13 protein-coding genes are annotated in these 19,018 nt (G+C 38.6%); 11 read left to right on the top strand and 2 right to left on the bottom strand.

Features of this window, described 5'->3' with window-relative positions; genetic code table 11:
* The first annotated feature begins 12 nt into the window (after positions 1–12).
* The 11 genes from H4J73_RS17915 (at position 13) to H4J73_RS17965 (ending at position 12,053) form a co-directional block, all read left to right on the top strand.
* Complete coding sequence (locus H4J73_RS17915) at positions 13–1,059, top strand: 4-hydroxyproline epimerase (RefSeq protein WP_182223323.1); 1,047 nt, start codon at positions 13–15, stop codon at positions 1,057–1,059.
* A 42-nt stretch (positions 1,060–1,101) separates the two neighbouring features.
* Positions 1,102–2,637, top strand: a complete 1,536-nt coding sequence (locus tag H4J73_RS17920; protein ID WP_310649593.1) for an aldehyde dehydrogenase (NADP(+)) — start codon at positions 1,102–1,104, stop codon at positions 2,635–2,637.
* A 116-nt stretch (positions 2,638–2,753) separates the two neighbouring features.
* A complete protein-coding gene (locus H4J73_RS17925) occupies positions 2,754–3,422 on the top strand; it encodes a GntR family transcriptional regulator (protein ID WP_182181852.1) in 669 nt (222 codons plus the stop codon).
* A gap of 192 nt (positions 3,423–3,614) precedes the next feature.
* The gene (cysD, locus tag H4J73_RS17930) at positions 3,615–4,514 is read left to right on the top strand and encodes a sulfate adenylyltransferase subunit CysD (RefSeq protein ID WP_182181853.1); all 900 of its coding nucleotides are present in this window, start codon (positions 3,615–3,617) and stop codon (positions 4,512–4,514) included.
* 85 nt (positions 4,515–4,599) lie between these two features.
* Positions 4,600–6,021, top strand: coding sequence for a sulfate adenylyltransferase subunit CysN (gene cysN / locus H4J73_RS17935; protein WP_182181854.1), 1,422 nt, complete (start codon positions 4,600–4,602; stop codon positions 6,019–6,021).
* A gap of 187 nt (positions 6,022–6,208) precedes the next feature.
* Positions 6,209–7,927, top strand: a complete 1,719-nt coding sequence (locus H4J73_RS17940) for an SLC13 family permease (RefSeq protein ID WP_220460686.1) — start codon at positions 6,209–6,211, stop codon at positions 7,925–7,927.
* Between the two features lie 52 nt (positions 7,928–7,979).
* Positions 7,980–8,585: an adenylyl-sulfate kinase gene (gene cysC / locus H4J73_RS17945; RefSeq protein WP_182181856.1), complete on the top strand. Its 606-nt coding sequence runs from the start codon at positions 7,980–7,982 to the stop codon at positions 8,583–8,585.
* Positions 8,575–9,549, top strand: coding sequence for a DHH family phosphoesterase (locus H4J73_RS17950; RefSeq protein ID WP_182181857.1), 975 nt, complete (start codon positions 8,575–8,577; stop codon positions 9,547–9,549). The genes cysC and H4J73_RS17950 overlap by 11 nt, the downstream gene beginning before the upstream one ends.
* A gap of 94 nt (positions 9,550–9,643) precedes the next feature.
* Positions 9,644–10,654, top strand: coding sequence for a UDP-glucose 4-epimerase GalE (gene galE, locus H4J73_RS17955; RefSeq protein WP_182223325.1), 1,011 nt, complete (start codon positions 9,644–9,646; stop codon positions 10,652–10,654).
* 115 nt (positions 10,655–10,769) lie between these two features.
* Entirely contained in the window at positions 10,770–11,531 is a 762-nt protein-coding gene (locus H4J73_RS17960; protein WP_182181859.1) for a tRNA-uridine aminocarboxypropyltransferase, read from the top strand.
* 84 nt (positions 11,532–11,615) lie between these two features.
* A complete protein-coding gene (locus tag H4J73_RS17965; protein WP_182181860.1) occupies positions 11,616–12,053 on the top strand; it encodes a DUF3010 family protein in 438 nt (145 codons plus the stop codon).
* A 148-nt stretch (positions 12,054–12,201) separates the two neighbouring features.
* On the opposite strand, the gene H4J73_RS17970 is transcribed toward H4J73_RS17965, so the two are convergent.
* The gene (locus tag H4J73_RS17970) at positions 12,202–16,257 is read right to left on the bottom strand and encodes a hybrid sensor histidine kinase/response regulator (RefSeq protein ID WP_182223326.1); all 4,056 of its coding nucleotides are present in this window, start codon (positions 16,255–16,257) and stop codon (positions 12,202–12,204) included.
* 355 nt (positions 16,258–16,612) lie between these two features.
* On the bottom strand, positions 16,613–18,772 hold the full coding sequence (locus tag H4J73_RS17975) for a M3 family metallopeptidase (protein ID WP_182181862.1): 2,160 nt from the start codon (positions 18,770–18,772) through the stop codon (positions 16,613–16,615).
* Positions 18,773–19,018: the final 246 nt, after the last annotated feature.

The following is a 19,018-nucleotide window of genomic DNA, read 5'->3' on the forward strand; positions in this document are numbered from 1 at the left end:
GGTAAAAAAAAGATGATCAAAGGCACCTTTTTTTGTATCGACGCCCATGCCTGCGGTAACCCTGTTCGGTTAGTTACTAGCGGTCACCCAGATTTAAAAGGGTTAACCATGAGTGAAAAGCGACAAGATTTTTTAGAAAATCACGACTGGATACGGAAAAGTTTAATGTTCGAGCCTCGTGGTCACGACATGATGTCAGGTTCATTTCTTTATCCGCCCTGTAGTGAAAATGCGGATGCCAGTATTTTGTTTATTGAAACATCAGGTTGCTTACCTATGTGTGGTCACGGCACTATTGGCACCGTTACTGCGGCCATTGAGAATGGTTTAATCACACCTAAGCAGAAAGGTAAATTAACGTTAGATGTGCCTGCAGGGCAGATTAAAGTTGAATACACGCAAAAAAATTTGAAGGTGAGCAATGGCGTTACTGCTGTAAAAATTTATAACGTTGCTGCTTATTTAGCACATCAACATATTGAGCTTATTATTGAAGGTTTAGGACGCTTAATTGTCGATGTCTCTTATGGTGGCAATTATTATGTGATTGTTGAACCTCAAGAAAATTTCCCCGGTATTGACCAATGGAGTTCAAATGAAATTCTTCATTGGAGCCCAATCGTTCGAGCGGCAGCTAGTGAAACCGTATTTTGTGTGCATCCAGAAGACGCGAGCGTTAATGGTGTGACGCATGTGCTGTGGACAGGGAAACCGAAGCATCATAATTCAAATGGTGCCAATGCGGTATTTTATGGCGATAAGGCAATAGATAGATCACCTTGTGGAACGGGTACCAGTGCACGTATGGCTCAGCTTTTTGCGAAAGGTAAGCTTAGCTTAGGTGATACCTTTATCCATGAAAGCTATATCGGTAGTCAGTTTGTTGGAAAAATTGAACAAGTGGTTACCCTTAATTGTGATAGAGGAAATCCTGCAGGGATAAATGGAAAAATAAAAGCGATAAAGCCTAGCATTGAAGGCTGGGCAAAAGTTTTTGGAAAAAACTGTATCACTATTGATGATGATGACCCTTATGCATTCGGTTTCGCTGTTACCTAATTCGATTGATAAAAATTAAAATACAAATTTAAGTAGGAGTGAATGATGAATATATCCGGAAAAAATTTAATCGCGGGCGAATGGTCAGGCGATACAAGCAATGGTTTCTCTGCAATGAATGCTATTACTAATCAAACAATGCATGAAAAGTTTGCTGATGCTAGTGAACAAGAAATTGAACAAGCCATTAGTAAAGCCAATCAAGCCTTTGTGTCTTATAGCCACTTAAGTGCAGAAAAAAGAGCTGTTTTCTTACGCACAATAGGTGAACAAATTCTTGCACTTGGTGATGATTTAGTTGACATCGCTTGTGCTGAAACAGGCTTACCTGCTATGCGTATTCAAGGCGAGCGAGGTCGTACTATAGGTCAACTAGGGCTGTTTGCTGATTTACTTGAAAGTGGTGAATATCAGCCGGTGGTAGATTTAGCTGATGAAAATCGTACACCTTTACCAAAATCAGACACGCGTTTAGGTTACTTACCATTGGGTGCTGTAGCAGTATTTGCGGCGAGCAACTTTCCATTGGCTTTCTCTACGGCTGGTGGCGATACCGCTTCTGCATTAGCAGCAGGCTGCCCAGTCATCATGAAGGCTCATGCAGCGCACCCAGGTACCGCTGAACTTGTGGCACAAGCGATCAGTAAAGCGATTAAAATATGTGGCATAGATGCTGGCGTATTTTCATTGATCCAAGGGAAGAACTACGCGATCTCTCGCCAAATAGTTACGCATCCGTTAATTAAGGCCGTCGGTTTTACTGGCTCTGAACGTGTTGGGATGATTTTACAACGTCAAATTAATGAACGGGCTGAGCCAATTCCATTTTATGGTGAGCTTGGTAGTGTCAATCCACAATTTATTTTAGAAGATAAATTAGCTAACGCAGCAACGGAACTTGCACAAGCGCTGGTTGCATCATTAATGATGGCACAAGGACAATTTTGCACTAGCCCGGGGATTTGGGCTTATGTGACGGATGAAAATACCCCAACATTTGAAAAGTCGGCGGCACAAGCGATCAGTGAAACAAAAGCCGGGGTTATGTTAACGCCAGCAATCGCAGCGTCATATAATCATACTGTCAGTCAATGGCAAAGCCTCACGGGTGTTGAATGTTTAGCACAAGGCCAAGTGGCAGAACCCGAGCAAGCGCACTTTTGTCGTGCGGTATTATTCGCTACCGATTTAACCACCTTTAAAGCTAATCAAACATTACATGAAGAAGTTTTTGGGTCATCAGCGCTTATTGTACGCTGTAAAAACCACGGTGAATTGATGGAATTTATTTCTCTATTAAAAGGTAACCTAACCGCCAGTATTCATGCAAATGAAAAAGATTTACACGTAGCACAACGCGTTGCTTTAGCCGCTGTTCATAAAGTGGGGCGTTTAATTTATAATCAAATGCCTACGGGTGTTGAAGTTTGTGCCGCTATGAATCACGGCGGACCATTCCCTGCCTCAACTCAAATAAGAACGACATCGGTGGGAAGCGAAGCGATTAAACGCTTTCAACGCCCTATTTGCTATCAAAATATGCCCAATGAGCTCTTACCTGCGTTATTGAAAAGGTAAGCTTTTAAAGTTATAACTTTCATTGATAATAAGAATAAGCGGCTAATGTTTATTAGCCGCTTTTTTTTAGCTGATAAACCCTTATAATGTCAGCACACTTTCAAGAGAAGTACTTTATGACCATTGTTTACAAAACCCGAACTCAGTTAGTTGTTGAAACCCTTAGAGAGAAAATTCTAAGTGGCGAAATTCAAGCAGGTCAACCTTTACGCCAAGCGGCATTAGCAGAAGAATTAAATGTTAGTCGTATACCGGTACGTGAAGCGCTATTGCAACTGGAAGCTGAAGGTTTGGTTTCTTTTGAACCGCACAAAGGTGCTACAGCGACTGAGCTGAATGCGAGTCAGGTCGATGAACTATTTGAATTAAGAGCTATGCTCGAAGGTGATTTATTAGCCTCATCAATTCCTAATCTTAGTAATGAAAAGTTAGCAGAAGCTACTGATATTTTGGCAAAATTAGATAAAGCGCTCGGCAAAGAAAATGCGGCTAATACTTGGAGTGAATTAAATTCTGATTACCATAATTGTTTATATTCAGGGGCTAATCGTCCGCAAACTCAAGATTTAGTCAATACCCTAAATAAAAATGCTGACCGTTATATTCGCATGCACTTATTATGGGCAGGCGGTATTTCAAAAGCAGAATCAGAGCACAATGAACTACTCGATTTATGTAAAGCCCGCAACGTTGAAAAGTCTGTGGCTTTGTTGAAGCAACATATTTTAGGTTCTCGTGATGAAATAAAAGCTTTTCTTTGTGCACGTGAACTCGCAGAGGGATGATTTTTACTTAAGCAAATCAAATAAGTAGTGGTGTTTATTGTTTTTACCTTTTATAGGCTTATAGCATAAACCTAACAGCTCTCCTTTTGGTTATTCTTTTTGGTTATATTAAAGCTTTTTCTTATATGGAAACTGTTTGCCGACTATGGCATTATTCTTAACATTATATTGTTATGAAAGTCGGTAAACACCATGAACTTAACTCACTTACAAAAGCTTGAAGCTGAATCTATTCACATAATGCGAGAAGTCGCCGCTGAGTTTGACAACCCTGTCATGCTTTATTCAGTTGGTAAAGACTCTGCGGTTTTACTCCATTTAGCCCGTAAAGCTTTTGCTCCGGGTAAAATTCCTTTCCCATTATTACACGTAGATACTGGTTGGAAATTCAAAGAAATGATCGCATTTCGTGATGAAATGGCGAAAGAGCATGGCTTTGAATTACTTGTTCATAAAAATCCTGAAGGTGTTGCAATGGGTGTGGGGCCATTTACGCATGGCAGTGCAAAACATACCGACATCATGAAAACGCAAGGTTTAAAGCAAGCGCTTAACCAATATGGATTTGATGCCGCTTTTGGTGGAGCACGTCGCGATGAAGAAAAATCTCGCGCTAAAGAACGTGTTTACTCATTTCGTGATAAAAATCATCGCTGGGATCCAAAAAGCCAACGTCCAGAATTATGGAATGTTTATAACGGCAAAGTAAACAAAGGTGAAAGCATTCGTGTCTTTCCATTATCTAATTGGACAGAGCTTGATATTTGGCAATATATCTACCTTGAAGGTATTAAAATTGTGCCACTTTATTTAGCTGAGAAACGCCCTGTCGTTGAACGTGACGGTACCTTGATCATGGTTGACGACGACCGTATGCCGATTGAAGACGGCGAAGAAGTAATGATGAAAAGTGTTCGTTTTAGAACGCTTGGTTGTTACCCATTAACAGGCGCGGTTGAATCAACGGCGACGACGTTACCAGAAATTATTCAAGAAATGTTATTAACCAAGACGTCTGAACGTCAAGGCCGAGTGATCGACCACGATTCATCAGGCTCTATGGAAAAGAAAAAAATGGAAGGTTATTTTTAAGCCAACTTATACAACCTTTTTCACAACATTTTAAATTTGCTTGTCAGTAATATAAGCAATAAAACAGAATTTTATAGGAAGAACCATGAGTCAACAAACAGACTTCGCCGAAACTGATTTATTAGAAACCGATATTGAGTCGTATTTAAAAAAACATGAAAACAAAGAAATGTTACGTTTTTTTACTTGTGGCAGTGTTGACGACGGAAAAAGCACGCTAATTGGCCGTTTACTGCATGACTCAAAAATGATCTTTGAAGATCAACTTGCAGCGATTGAAAACGACAGTAAAAAATCAGGTACTACCGGTGAAGCAATCGACTTAGCCTTACTTGTTGATGGCTTACAATCTGAACGCGAGCAGGGCATTACCATTGATGTGGCTTATCGATACTTCGCTACCGAAAAGCGTAAATTCATTATTGCAGATACTCCTGGCCATGAACAATATACGCGTAATATGGCAACAGGTGCATCAACGTGTGATTTAGCCATTATTTTGATTGATGCCCGATATGGCGTACAAGTACAAACCCGTCGTCATTCATTTATTTGTTCACTACTTGGTGTTAAACACGTATTGGTTGCGGTCAATAAAATGGATTTGGTTGACTATAGTCAAGAGCGTTATCAAGCGATTAAAAAAGAATACCGTGAATTTGCTGACGAATTAAATTTTTCAGACGTCCGTTTTGTGCCTATTTCTGCGTTAAATGGTGATAACGTCGTCGAAGAAAGCGTTAATATGCCTTGGTATCCAGGCGCGACTTTAATGAAGTTATTAAATACGATTAATGTTGAACAAGACGACAGTTTCACTCAATTTAGATTCCAAGTTCAATATGTTAATCGTCCTAACTTAAACTTCCGCGGTTTTGCTGGCACCGTTGGCTCTGGACATATTCGCGTTGGTGATGCAATTGTTGCTCTACCGTCAGGTAAAGAAAGTACAGTTAAATCTATTGTCACGTTTGATGGTGAGTTTGAACGTGCTGATAAAGGACAAGCCGTTACATTAACACTGACCGATGAAATCGATATTAGTCGTGGCGAGCTCATCGTAAAGAAAGGCAGCTTACCTATTTCTAATAAGCAATTGAATGCTAATGTTGTTTGGATGCATGAAGATGAATTAGAAGTGGGTCGTGAATTTTATATTAAACACGGCAGTAAAATGACCACAGGTCATGCGATTAGTTTTGAACATAAGTTTGATGTCAATACCATGGAGCGATCGCCAACGTCACAACTGGCATTAAATGAAATTGGGTCAGTAAATTTTGAAGTTGCACAAGCATTACATTTTGATGCTTATGACGATAATAAATCGTCAGGTGCTTTCATTATTATTGACCGTTTAAGTAACTTAACCGTCGGCGCAGGTATGATCACTAAAGCGGTAGATGATGGGAATAAAGAAAATTACTCAGTTTTTGAACTTGAATTTAATACCTTGGTTCGTAAGCACTTTCCACACTGGGGCGCTCGAGATATCCTTAAAGGATAATTACGAGTAGTTCAATAAATAAACGATCAGCGGCCTAGTCATGTTGATACTGAAAAACAGGTTTATTGTTTTGCAATAAACCTTATTACTTGTCTTTGTATTGGTGAGTTCAGTATGGCGGTTTTAGTATCCACATCTCGTGTTAATAACATAATAAGTTAATCAAAAAGGAAAGTATGTGTTAACGATGCAGTGGTTGATGTTATTGATCTTTATCGCAACCTTTATTGGATTGATAAAGTATCAACAAACACCTGAAAAGGTTTTTGCGGTATCATTACTCGCTTGTTTAGCAACAGGTTTAGTTTCAGCGGACGTTGTACTCAACAATGTGGTTAACCCGGGGTTAGTGACTCTAGTGTTACTGGTTCTTTGTTCATTTGCGTTCGAACGTACCAGCGTTTTGCGTCGTATATCAGTTATTATGATTAAAGGCTCTCCCTTTAAATCTACCTTTAAAACCTTGCTTTACACTGCCTTCGCTTCGGCATTAATGAATAATACCGCTGTGGTTGCTGCACTTATTTCAACCATCAAAAAAAACACCCTAATTAAGCCCAGTAAACTCCTATTACCCGTCTCTTATGCCGCAATATTGGGTGGTACGTTAACCTTAGTGGGTACATCAACTAACCTTATTGTAAATTCGCTCTTTATTGAACAAGGCGCCAACAGTCTAGGTTTTTTTGATTTTACCTTCATTGGCTTTAGTGCTTTTGTCATCTGTTTACTGGTTATTCTTGCAACGCAACATTTATTACCAAACCTTGACGTCGAAAATTTTTCTGCTGACCAATACCTTCTTGAAGCGGAAGTCTCTCAATCTTCAAAACTTGTGGGCATCACGATTGAAGGGAACGGGCTACGAAATTTAGATTCTTTATTCCTTGCGGAAATAGTGCGTGGCGGACGATTAATTTCGCCTGTTTGCCCTGATGAAATTATTCAAGCAAGTGACAAACTTATTTTTACTGGCGATATATCTAAAGTATTGACACTACAGCAATTTGACGGTTTAACCTTATTTGCTGAACAAGACGGTCTGTTGCGTGACAACCTTACCGAAGTGTTAATTAAACCTGACTCTGCTGTTATCGGCAAAAATCTAAAAAAAGCAGGCTTTCGTGCTCGTTTTGATGCCGCTGTAGTGGCGATACGCCGTGAAGGCACTCAGCTATCAGGCAAGTTAGGCGACATTACAATACAGTCAGGTGATTTTTTAGTATTAGCTGTTGGTAATGACTTTAGTGCTCGCACAAATTTATCAAAAAACTTTTTTATACTTTCTGGTCACAAACCTGACAATATGCTCTCAGGGTGGCGTGATTCATTAACTGTCTTTGGGTTTTTAGTCACCATTGCTTGCTCTGTTATGACTAATATTGCGCTATTAAAATGCTTAATGTTTTATATCGCTATATTAGTACTCTCTGGCTGTTTAACGGTAAATGAAATAAAACGTCGATTTCCCCTAGAAATATGGATGGTAGTTTTAGGCGCACTTACCTTAGCTAAAGCTTTTGAAACCAGCGGTATCGCAGCGTTACTTGCACAGCAAATAGAGTTGTTATTGCAGGGGAAAAGTGCATATTTAGCCATGGTTTGTATTTTTATTATCACGTTATTAATGACAGAAATTATAACGAATAGTGCTGCAGCGGCATTAGTTTTTCCTATCGCCTATAGTATTGCATTAGGACTAGGGGTAAACCCGCTACCTTTTGTCATGGCGGTGGCTTTTGGCGCAAGTGGTAGTTTTATCAGCCCTTATGGCTATCAAACGAATATGATGGTTTTTAATGCGGGAAACTATCGCTTAATTGATGTGGTAAAATTTGGTTTACCCGTATCAATAGCTTACTCGATTGTTGTGTTGTTAATGATACCTGTCGTTTTCCCGTTTTAATGGTTATTCTGAAAAAAACTTAGGATAACAAACAGAAAAAAGTAGGATTTTTATGAAAACAGAAAATACCGTTTGGCACGAGCAGCAAGTAACAAAAGAGCAACGAGCTCAGCTGAAAAAACAGAAGCCTTGTTTATTATGGTATACGGGGCTAAGTGGCTCAGGAAAATCAACAGTAGCCAATGCTGTTGACGCGTTGTTGTTCAAACGAGGATGCCATACTTATTTACTTGATGGTGATAATGTTCGCCACGGTTTAAATGGCGATCTAGCCTTTAGTGATGCTGACAGAGTTGAAAATATTCGCCGCATCAGTGAAGTCGCTAAACTTTTTATCGACTCAGGTACTATTGTGTCTACGGCATTCATTTCTCCATTTGCACAAGATCGAAAAATGGCGGCTGACAAGTTAGCGCCAGGAGAATTTATTGAAGTCTATATTGATACTCCTATTGACGTTTGCGAGCAGCGCGACCCCAAAGGCCTCTATAAAATGGCGCGTGCAGGTGAAATAAAAGACTTTACCGGAATAAGTTCAGGTTACGATATACCGGAATCTCCAGCTATACATGTGAAAACCGCAGAAAAATCAATTCAAGTGTGTGCAGAGCAAATCGTCAACCATCTCCTAGCAGAAGGTTTTGTTCATGCATTATGATGTTTTTAATGGCGATGCAGATGGCATTATTGCTTTAGTGCAATTACGCTTAGCCCAGCCCAAAAAATCAACGTTGATAACGGGAGTGAAGCGAGATATTAGCTTATTAAAGCAAGTACCTGTTGCGGCAACAACATCGGTTACCGTGCTTGATATTTCCATGGAAAAAAATAGTGATGCATTAGCTATGTTGCTAGAAAATAACATCGACATTTTCTATGTTGACCATCATCGCTCGGGAGATATCCCGCAATCAAAAAAATTAACTGCGCTGATCAATACTGATGCCAATACCTGCACCAGCTTATTAATGAACGACTACCTCAAAGGTCAATTTGCTAATTGGGCAATTACCGCGGCCTATGGTGACAACATGAATGAGTCTGCGACGAAACTAGCCGCGCAGCAAGGTTTGTCAGTACAGCAACAAAAACAACTCAAAGCGCTCGGTATTTACATTAATTATAATGGCTACGGGCGTACCGTTGACGATTTACATATTGCACCCGCTGATCTATTCAATGCTTGTCTGGCATTTGAAGACCCTTTAGCGCTAATTAATGCGCCTGATTCTATTTTTACTCAATTAGCGGCTGCCTATAAAGCTGATATGGCGCAAGCACAATCAGCTGAAATATTAGCCGACAACGATGTTTGTAAAGTTGTACTGCTAGCCGATGAGGCTTGGTCACGCCGGGTGAGTGGTGTTTTTGGCAATGAACTAGCGAACTTATCACCTAATAAAGCTCATGCTGTACTTACCTTGAATGAAACGGATACCTTAAATATGCAAGCCACTTATACGGTAAGTTTACGTGCACCTTTGCACAATAAACAAGGTGCTGACAGTGTTTGTGTACAATTTCCTACGGGGGGAGGACGAGCTGGCGCCGCAGGGATTAACCAATTACCTAAAGAAATACTTGGTAAGTTTATCGCGACAGTGTCAGAATATTACGCATAGTATTGTTATGACAAATATTGTCATTCCCATCACGCTGAACTTATTTGAGCATGATGTTATCAAGATCTAGCATCTATTTATAAAAGGACTAAAAATGAGTTTATTGATCACTGGCGGTACAGGGTATATTGGCAGTCATACTGTTGTTGAGTTACTTAAATTAGATAAAGATATTGTCATCGTTGATAACTTATCAAATTCATCTACCTTAGTCCTTGATCGCGTTAAAGCGATTACGGGGAAAACAGTAACCTTCATTAAAGCAGATATTTGCGATGAAGCTGCGCTTGATGCTGTTTTTAAAGCGCATAACATTGAAGCCGTTGTACATTTTGCCGGTTTAAAGGCGGTTGGCGAGTCCAACGAAATACCACTGAGTTATTATCAGAATAATGTTTCAGGCTCTGTAACGTTATTTCAAGTAATGGCAAAACATGGCGTAAAAAACTTGGTTTTCAGCTCATCAGCAACCGTTTACGGTGAAAACAACCCTTCACCGTTAGATGAAACCATGCCCACATCTGCGACCAACCCTTATGGCCAAACTAAGTTAATGGTCGAACATATTCTTTTCGATCTCGCTAAAAGTGATAGCGAATGGTCAATTGCTTGTTTACGTTACTTTAATCCGATTGGCGCACATGAATCAGGGACTATTGGTGAAAACCCTAACGGTATTCCTAACAACTTATTACCCTATGTAGCACAAGTGGCAGTAGGGCGTTTACCTCAACTACAAGTGTTTGGTGATGATTACGACACGCCAGACGGCACGGGTGTTCGCGATTATATTCATGTGGTAGATTTAGCGATTGGTCATGTTAAAGCGTTAGAGAGTTTAACGAAAATACAAGGTTGTAAAGCGATTAATATCGGTACGGGGAATGGGACTTCGGTATTAGAAATAGTGAATACGTTTAAAGAAATTAGTGGCCAAGATATTGCGTATAAAGTTGTACCGCGCCGCGCGGGTGATATTGGCACTGTTTACGCTGATGCCTCAATAGCAAATAATTTATTAGGTTGGCAAGCAACACGTAATTTACATACGATGATCACTGATACTTGGCGCTGGCAGTCACAAAATCCGAATGGATTTGAGTAAGTTAACTTATTCAGTAAACCGCAGTTTTAAGCATTGCACATCAAACTAAATATCACTAAAGTAGCGGCCTTAATTGCCGCTATTTTTTTTGTTGGAATTGGTCTTCATTACACTTATGCACGCTGTACATAAACTTCATCATTATCGTATGAGTCTGAGCACGACGACATATAAATCTCGTGGACAACGTGTTATTCGTTGTGACTTATGTCGCCTAGCAAAACCTCATTGTATCTGTCCGTACTCGCCAAAATCCACCAGTAATGCAGGTTTCTTATTATTGATGTACGACACAGAAGTATTGAAACCGAGTAATACAGGTAAGTTGATTGCTGATGTTGTGCCAGATACTTTTGCATTTCTTTGGTCACGTACGAAAGAAAATAAAGAAATGCTAGCCATATTAAATGACGAAAAATGGCAACCTTATGTGGTTTTTCCTCAACAATATGCACAACCAGAGCGTGAAGTATTTTGTAATGAAATGGCCGTTCCTTCAGGAAAACGTCCGTTATTTATCATGTTAGACGGTTGCTGGCGTGAAGCAAAAAAGATGTTTCGGAAAAGCCCTTATTTGAATAAGTTTCCTATCGCGGCTTTTGATCCTCACTTAATTGACGAAGCGGCTAATACTTCTCGTTATCAGATAAGAGTTGCAGAAGAGAATTATCAGTTTGCCACCGCAGAGGTTGCGGCAAGAATGTTAGCAATGGCAGAAGAACCAGTAAACGCAAAACTATTAGATCAATGGTTTGATATGTTCAGTTTTCAGTATCAAAAAAGTGTTTGCCAGAAAAATAGAGGTAACCCCAAAGCCTTAGAAGACTATTTAGACTTTACTGAGCAAAAGGGGATTAAATTAAAAGCAACACCGTAGGGTAATACAACTAATATCATTAATTCGTTTCGGTATTCACTGTTTCGGTATATAATGCGTCCGCGAATTTAATTAGGGTGATTTATGAGAATATGTGGTGTTGAATTAAAAGGTAATGATGCAATTATTTGTATTATGTCACGTGAAAACGGTTTGTATGATATTCCGCAAACGCGTGTGCAAAAACTATCTTTAGTAGATGCAGGTGATTCCGAAGCAGTGCAACACTTTCAATTTACCTTTGCTAAATTGATGGAAGACTATCACGTTGATAAAGTAGTTATCCGTGGTCGTGCTTTAAAAGGTAAATTTTCAGGTGGACCGATCGGCTTTAAATTAGAAGCGTGTATTCAACTTATAAAAGAACTACAAGTAGAAATTATTGCGGGTAGTTTTGTTAAAAAAACCCTGGTAAGAAGTCAAATAGATATTGATTTTCGTGATACCGGCTTGAAGCAATACCAAGAGCCCGCCTTTGATACTGTTTTTGCTTTTTTTGAAAGTGACCCTTACATGAAATAAGCGTTACTTTTAGCTTAAGATAATAAAAACCCCAGTAAGTTTGCACTTACTGGGGTTTTTACGTTTACGGCGAACAATATGATGTGGTGCTAAGAGCCTAATAAATATGCTTCAAATGTGCTAACAAATAAAATGAAGAGAAACGTTATCAGTCACTTTTGTTAATAACCGTTAATAACGCCGCAATAAGTTCATGGGTGCTAGATTTAATATCGGCAGAATTTTTTTTCTTAATATGGGACTCTAAGCTCATTGCGACTCGTGTTATGTTGTTATAACCAAACATTTGTGCGGCTCCAGCTAGTTTATGTGCTTGTTTAGCAAGTGCATCATTATCATTCGTTTGGTTCAACAATATGAAGTTTTTATGTTCTGCAATTAAACCCACTTCAAATTTAGCAACCAAATCAGATATATAAATACTGCTATGAGTTAGCGAGCTATTGTCTTCGTGGCTGGTATTGACAGGCGGTTCAAAATACTTGGCTATAGTATTGATAAAGTTTTGTCGCTCAAAAGGCTTAGCTTGAAATCCATTAAATCCTAGCGCTAAGTATTGTTCTAGCTCTTTGGCTAAGGTATTTGCTGTTAATGCTATAATCGGTACCTCACAAGATCTAGCTCTTAGAATTTTTATCGCTTGTATACCATCCATTTTTGGCATCTGAATATCAAGTAAGATTAAATCAGGTTTATTTTTAAAGTAAGACTCTATTACTTCGTAGCCATTTGTCGCTGTATAAACCTCAAAACCTAGTCCGGTCAGTAGTCTACTCATTAAATGCCTATTATCATCATGGTCTTCGGCCAATAAAATAGCGCCACTGAAGGTCTTCTTTGTTACTTCGAATTCTTTTACAATCTCAGTTGAACTGGTGGGAGTGAACGGTAATATCAACGTAAAAATACTGCCCTGACCTATCTCACTTTCAACATCGATTATTCCCCCCATGAAGTCTGCTAATTTTTCAGATAAATTTAACCCTAAACCTGAGCCACCAAAGCGCCGACTAATGCTGGTATCTGCTTGCGTAAAGGCGTCAAACACTTTTCTTAATTGTTCATTACTGATACCTATACCTGTATCACGTATTTTGAAGGTTAATTCGTTGATATGATTATAATGCTGCGCGTATATTTCAATAGCAATATCCCCTTTTTCAGTAAACTTAATGGCATTTGAACAAAGGTTAATAAGGATTTGCTTTAAACGAAAACCATCAATATTGATCATAAAAGGGGAGGGTAAAGTATGGTATATAGTAAAATTTAAACCCTTAGATTTAGCTTGTTCTGAGAAAATATTTTTAATGTCGACAAGTATTTGTATGAGATCTAAGGCCGTTATTTCTAATTCAAATTTATTTGCCTCTATTTTGCTTAAATCTAGGGTGTCATTCAATAAGCTCAATAAATGCAAGCTATTATTATAAATGACTTTTATGCCATCAGCACTGTTATCAATATCACCATGTAATATCGCTTCAGTTTGGCCAATAATAGAGGTTAAAGGTGTTCTTATCTCGTGGCTCATATTCGCTAAGAATTGAGATTTAACTTCATTCGCTTTAATAACCTTTTTCGATTCTTGTTTGATTGAAGCCGTTTGTGTGGAAACTTGGTGCTCTAATTGCCGAATAAGGTCACGTTCAAAAATAGCTTTTTTGTGATGAGCCCTAACAAAAAAGACTAATATGATCAAAGATGAGATGAAATATAAGATATATGCCCACCAAGAGTTCCAGAACGGTGGTAGGACGGTTATTTTAAGTGAAACACCTTCTTCATTCCAAATACCATCAGGGTTGCTTGCTTTTACTCTTAGTAAGTATTCACCATCAGATAGATTGGTGTACGTTGCTCGGCGATTTTTATAATCAGTCATTATCCAATGGTCATCAAAACCTTCAAGCTTGTATGCATATTGATTTTTTTTGGGGGCTGAAAAATGTAAAGCACTAAACTCAAACGCTACTAAATTTTCTTTGTGGGTTAAAGTGATTGCTGATGTTGCATGGATCCCTTTCTCCAAAAAAAATGTACCATCTTCAGGTTTCGCCTTATTCTTATTGTGTTCTTTATTGACATCGATAGCGACTGATTGATTCAACAATAGCATTTCGGTGAAAACGACCACAGGTTTATTGTTATCCTGAATTAGCTTATCAGGAAAAAATCGATTAAAACCATTAATGCCGCCAAAAAACAATTCGCCACTGTCACTCTTATAAGAAGCGCGAGCATTAAATTCATTACTTTGTAAGCCATCGCCAACATCATAATTTTTAAACGTTTTAGACTTGGGGTTAAAGTGAGATAAGCCTTGATTAGTACTTATCCATAAATAACCTTGCTCATCAATCTCTATTGCATAAATGGTGCTATCAGGTAATCCGTCCTCTTCAGTAAAACGTACAAACTTCCCCGACTTCATATCCATAAGGTTGAGGCCATTCATGGTGCCTACCCAAAGGTTACCCTCATCATCTAAAGCTATTGAGCTAATATAATTATGACTTAAACTGCTTGGTTGAGTCATATCATGACGATAATGAGTAAATACTTCAGTCTTAGGATTGAAATAATTAAGGCCTTCAGCAGTAGCCACCCAAAGATTTTTTTGGCTATCTTCAGTTATTGCTAAAACATGGTTATGGCTCAAACTGTTTAAATTAACTTCACTATGCTGATAGGTCCTGAATTTTGCAGTTTTAGGGAGAAAATAATCTAGGCCATTAGCTGTTCCTACCCAAAGATTATTTTGGCTGTCTTCCGTTATTGCTTTGATACCTCTGCTACCTAAACTGTCTGAATTATCCAAATTATGCCGATACGTACTGAATACTTCAGTGTTGAGGGTGAATTTATTTAATGCACTTCGAGTGCTAAACCAAATATTGCCTTGGTGATCTTTAGTTATCGCGTTAACCCAGTTATTACTTACATTGTCTGGACTAGTTTCATTGATACTATAATGCTCAAACTGCTGAGTTTTTTTATTAAAGCGATTAATGCCTTCTGAATCAACCCCCACCCAAAGATTACCTTGCTGGTCTTCAACGATAGCAGCAACCCAATTATTACTTAAGCTTGCGGGGGTAAGGATATCTCGACGGTAATGACCAAACTGTTCTATTTTTGGATTGAAGCGGCTAAGACCCGCTTTATTAGTGCCTGACCATATATTACCTTCTCTGTCCTCTAAAATAGCCATAACATTGCCAGAGCCTAAGCTATTTATATTGGCCTCTTCATGACGGTAATAGGTGAAAACTTCAGTTTCAAGGTTCATTCTATTTAATGCTATACTTGTCCCAATCCAAAGGTTGCCATTTTTATCAGCCGCTAACGTTAAAACTACGCCATCGCTTAAACTATTAGCATTATTAGCCTTATGGCGGTAATGAGTAAATCGCTCAGTTTGCAGATTAAATCGATTTAAGCCGTTTTCAGTAATCATCCAAAGATCATTTTGCCTATCGGTAATTATTGACCAAACTGTTCCTTGAGTTATGCTATTGGGGTCGTTAGCGTTGTGAAAGTAATGAGTAAATTGCTCAGTTTTTGTATTAAAGCGACTAAGACCAGCATGAGTGCCAACCCAAATTTCGCCATTATTATCCTCTAATATTGCCCAGACATTATTATGGCTTAAACTCTTTGGATTATTTATATTATATCTATAATGAGTAAACTGCTCTGTTTTTGGATCAAAACGATTAAGTCCGCCCCGAGTACCAATCCAGATATTACCTGAGCGGTCTTGCGTTATTGCATTGACAACATCATGGCTTAAGCTCTTTGGATTGTTAGCATTGTGACGAAAGCGATTAAACTGTTCCGTTCTCGGATTAAAGTGATTAAGTCCAAGTTCTGTACCTATCCAGAGGTTAGCACTTCTATCTTCAAATATAGTGCGAATTACATTGCCTGTTAGTGAGTTCTGATTTTTACCACTATGTTTAAATACTTTAAACGTATAGCCGTCAAAACGTGCTAACCCGTTGGAAGTCCCTGCCCATATGAAGCCTTGTCTGTCTTGTAGTATTTGATTTACATCACTTTGTGGCAGTCCATCTTCAATAGATAGACGCTCAAACCGAGTCGATTGCACCGCAGCGAATGAAACGCAGGAAGGGAAAAGTATCAGCAAAAATAAAAACAGCGAGGGCTTTATTTTACGGTTATTGAAAATAATACTCATTTTTACAACACCTTTCAATATGAGTAATACAGCAGATTTTAACTTCATAATTGGGGGGTAACTTTAGTGAGCTATATGGCGTTGAAAGAATATTATTATTACATTATTAGGTTATAAACAATATAAATAAACTTTTATTAAAAATTTAAAACTGGACGTTATCCCACAAAAGAAAATAGTAGTGAGTATGATATCAGCATGTAAATATAAGCACATAGCGTTTTTTAGCGACTATAAAACGCTATGTCAGTTAATCTCTTTTTTAGTTGTAAATCGTCATGCTGGTACTCATATAAATGTAGTATCAGCATGACGGAGTCTTAAATAACGGATATTAATAATACTGCTGTTAACGTTATTTAGTTGTCGTTAAACCACGACGGTCAAGCAAAGGTTGAACTTTAGGGTCTTGACCTCTAAAACGACGGTACATTATTGCTGGGTCTTCACTACCACCGGGCTCTAAGATATGCTTACGGTATAAATCTGCAGTTTTCTCATCGAATATGCCATTTTCTTTAAACGCTAACCAAGTATCTGCATCATAGATATTCGACCAAATGTAGCCGTAATAACCTGATGAATAACCGCCAGAGAATATATGAGAAAAGTAACCGGTTCTATAACGAGGTGATATCTCTTTGATTAAGCCAATTTCTGATAAGACCTTTTTCTCGAATACCGCTGCATCTTGTAATTCAGCCGTTTCTAAAGAATGCCAGCTCATATCAAGCAAAGCGGCACCAAGGTATTCTGTGGTACCAAAACCTTGATTAAACTTTCCTGAAGCTTGAATTTTCTCAACCAGCTCCATTGGGATCACTTCGCCTGTTTTGTAGTGTTTAGCAAAGTTTGCTAATACTTCTGGCTCTGTCATCCAATTTTCCATCACTTGTGATGGGTACTCAACATAGTCACGCGGTAAAGCAGTACCTGTTTGAGAGCGATAATAACCATTAGACAATAACCCTTGAATAGCATGGCCAAATTCATGGAATAAGGTTGAGGCTTGGTCAAAGGTTAATAATGTCGGTGTATCACCAACAGGACGAGGGTAGTTCAATACATTGTAAATAATAGGAGTAACTTCTTCACCATACATACGGTGTTGCTTACGGAAACTGCTCATCCAAGCACCACCACGTTTACTTTCGCGCACGTAATGATCAGTCATATAAATACCAACATAGCTGCCGTCTTTATCAAAGACTTCAAAGGTACGTACATCTTCATGGTATTTAGGTAAGTCGTTACGTTCTTTAAACGTTACGCCCCACAGTTTTTCAGCAGTGAAGAAAATACCTTGTAAAGTCCCTTCAAGTGAAAAATAAGGCTTAGTTTCAGCGGCGTCGATGTCGTAACGAGCTTTGCGAATTTTTTCGGAGTAAAACCACCAATCCCATGCTTCTACTTCGATTTTTGCGCCTTGTTGATTCGCCAGTTTTTGTATATCGGCTGACTCTTCTTTTGCTCTTGCTAAAGCGGCTGGCCAAACCTGATTTAATAAACCAAAAACGTTTTCTGGTGTTTTGGCTGTTGCATTTTCAAGAACAAAATGAGCATGCGTTTTATAACCGAGTAACTGCGCTTTTTTGTAACGTAAGCTTGCTGTTTCTGCAGCAATTTTTTTGTTATCAAACGCGTCGTCATTATTGCCGCGCATGGTGTAACCTTTATATAAAGTTTCACGTAATTTGCGGTTAGTTGCATAGGTTAAGAACGGGTTTTTGCTGGGACGATGTGTAGTAAACACCCATTTACCATCATAGCCTCGCTCTGTTGCGGTAACAGCAGCAGCCGCAATAATATCGCTGGGCAAACCGTCTAAGTCAGCTTTGTTATCAATAACCATTTCAAAGCTGTTAGTTTCGTGTAATAAATTTTCACCAAACTTTAAGCTTAATTCACTTAATTGTGTATTAAGCTGGCGTAACTTTACTTTATCAGCATCTGACAAGTTAGCACCACCACGGACAAAACCTTTGTAGGTCTTTTCAAGTAAGGTTAATTCGTTTACTTTTAAGTTCAGCTGATCTTTTTTGTCATAAACCACTTTTACACGTGCAAATAATTTAGCATTAAGATTAATATCGTCGTTTAACGCTGATAATTGTGGTGATACAGCTTTGGCAATACTACGCATTTCTTCGTCAGACATTGATCCCGTTAAGCCATAAAACACATTGCTTACTCGGTTGAGAAAGTCACCTGACTTTTCCATGGCTTCAATAGTATTTGTGAATGTTGCTTCACTTGTCGCATTCGCAATGACAGCAATTTCTTTTTTATTATCGATGATGCTTTGTTCGAAAGCAGGTAAGTAATCACTTTTTTGAATTTGATCAAAAGGAGGAATGCCGTGTGGTGTCGTAAACTCACTAAACAATAGATTTACATGTTCAGCTTGCTGAGTTGTTTGTTTACTTTTTTGAGCTTTACTGGTGTTGCTGTCGTTTGATTGACAACCCGCTAATGCAATAGCAATGGCAAGAGGGGCTAATAAGCGCTTCTTCATAAATGACCTTTTATTAAATGTTGGTAAATAAAATGACTTTGTTAATCCATCATCAACAAAGTTAATAGACTGATTCTATGTTGCACTTCGCCAAGCTACAAGACGCAGCACATTTAAAAACGGTGAGTAACTGATTAATAAAGCTGAATTGTTAAGTTGTCAGCTTTTACCTTGATTATTTTTGTAAAATACAGAATAAGATAAATAAGTAGGCTTTAGTGGAAATAAAAATCCCGTGCGAGCACA

The sequence above is a fragment of the Colwellia sp. MB3u-41 genome (assembly GCF_014076845.1).
GTDB lineage: Bacteria > Pseudomonadota > Gammaproteobacteria > Enterobacterales > Alteromonadaceae > Colwellia_A.

Excerpts from the sequence above, each read along its gene's own strand:
- H4J73_RS17960 (WP_182181859.1), top strand. The coding sequence starts at position 10,770 with ATGCACGCTGTACATAAACTTCATCATTATCGTATGAGTCTGAGCACG.
- H4J73_RS17970 (WP_182223326.1), bottom strand. The coding sequence starts at position 16,257 with ATGAGTATTATTTTCAATAACCGTAAAATAAAGCCCTCGCTGTTTTTA.
- H4J73_RS17920 (WP_310649593.1), top strand. The coding sequence starts at position 1,102 with ATGATGAATATATCCGGAAAAAATTTAATCGCGGGCGAATGGTCAGGC.
- H4J73_RS17965 (WP_182181860.1), top strand. The coding sequence starts at position 11,616 with ATGAGAATATGTGGTGTTGAATTAAAAGGTAATGATGCAATTATTTGT.
- H4J73_RS17950 (WP_182181857.1), top strand. The coding sequence starts at position 8,575 with ATGCATTATGATGTTTTTAATGGCGATGCAGATGGCATTATTGCTTTA.
- cysC (WP_182181856.1), top strand. The coding sequence starts at position 7,980 with ATGAAAACAGAAAATACCGTTTGGCACGAGCAGCAAGTAACAAAAGAG.
- H4J73_RS17925 (WP_182181852.1), top strand. The coding sequence starts at position 2,754 with ATGACCATTGTTTACAAAACCCGAACTCAGTTAGTTGTTGAAACCCTT.
- H4J73_RS17915 (WP_182223323.1), top strand. The coding sequence starts at position 13 with ATGATCAAAGGCACCTTTTTTTGTATCGACGCCCATGCCTGCGGTAAC.
- galE (WP_182223325.1), top strand. The coding sequence starts at position 9,644 with ATGAGTTTATTGATCACTGGCGGTACAGGGTATATTGGCAGTCATACT.
- H4J73_RS17975 (WP_182181862.1), bottom strand. The coding sequence starts at position 18,772 with ATGAAGAAGCGCTTATTAGCCCCTCTTGCCATTGCTATTGCATTAGCG.
- H4J73_RS17940 (WP_220460686.1), top strand. The coding sequence starts at position 6,209 with ATGCAGTGGTTGATGTTATTGATCTTTATCGCAACCTTTATTGGATTG.
- cysN (WP_182181854.1), top strand. The coding sequence starts at position 4,600 with ATGAGTCAACAAACAGACTTCGCCGAAACTGATTTATTAGAAACCGAT.
- cysD (WP_182181853.1), top strand. The coding sequence starts at position 3,615 with ATGAACTTAACTCACTTACAAAAGCTTGAAGCTGAATCTATTCACATA.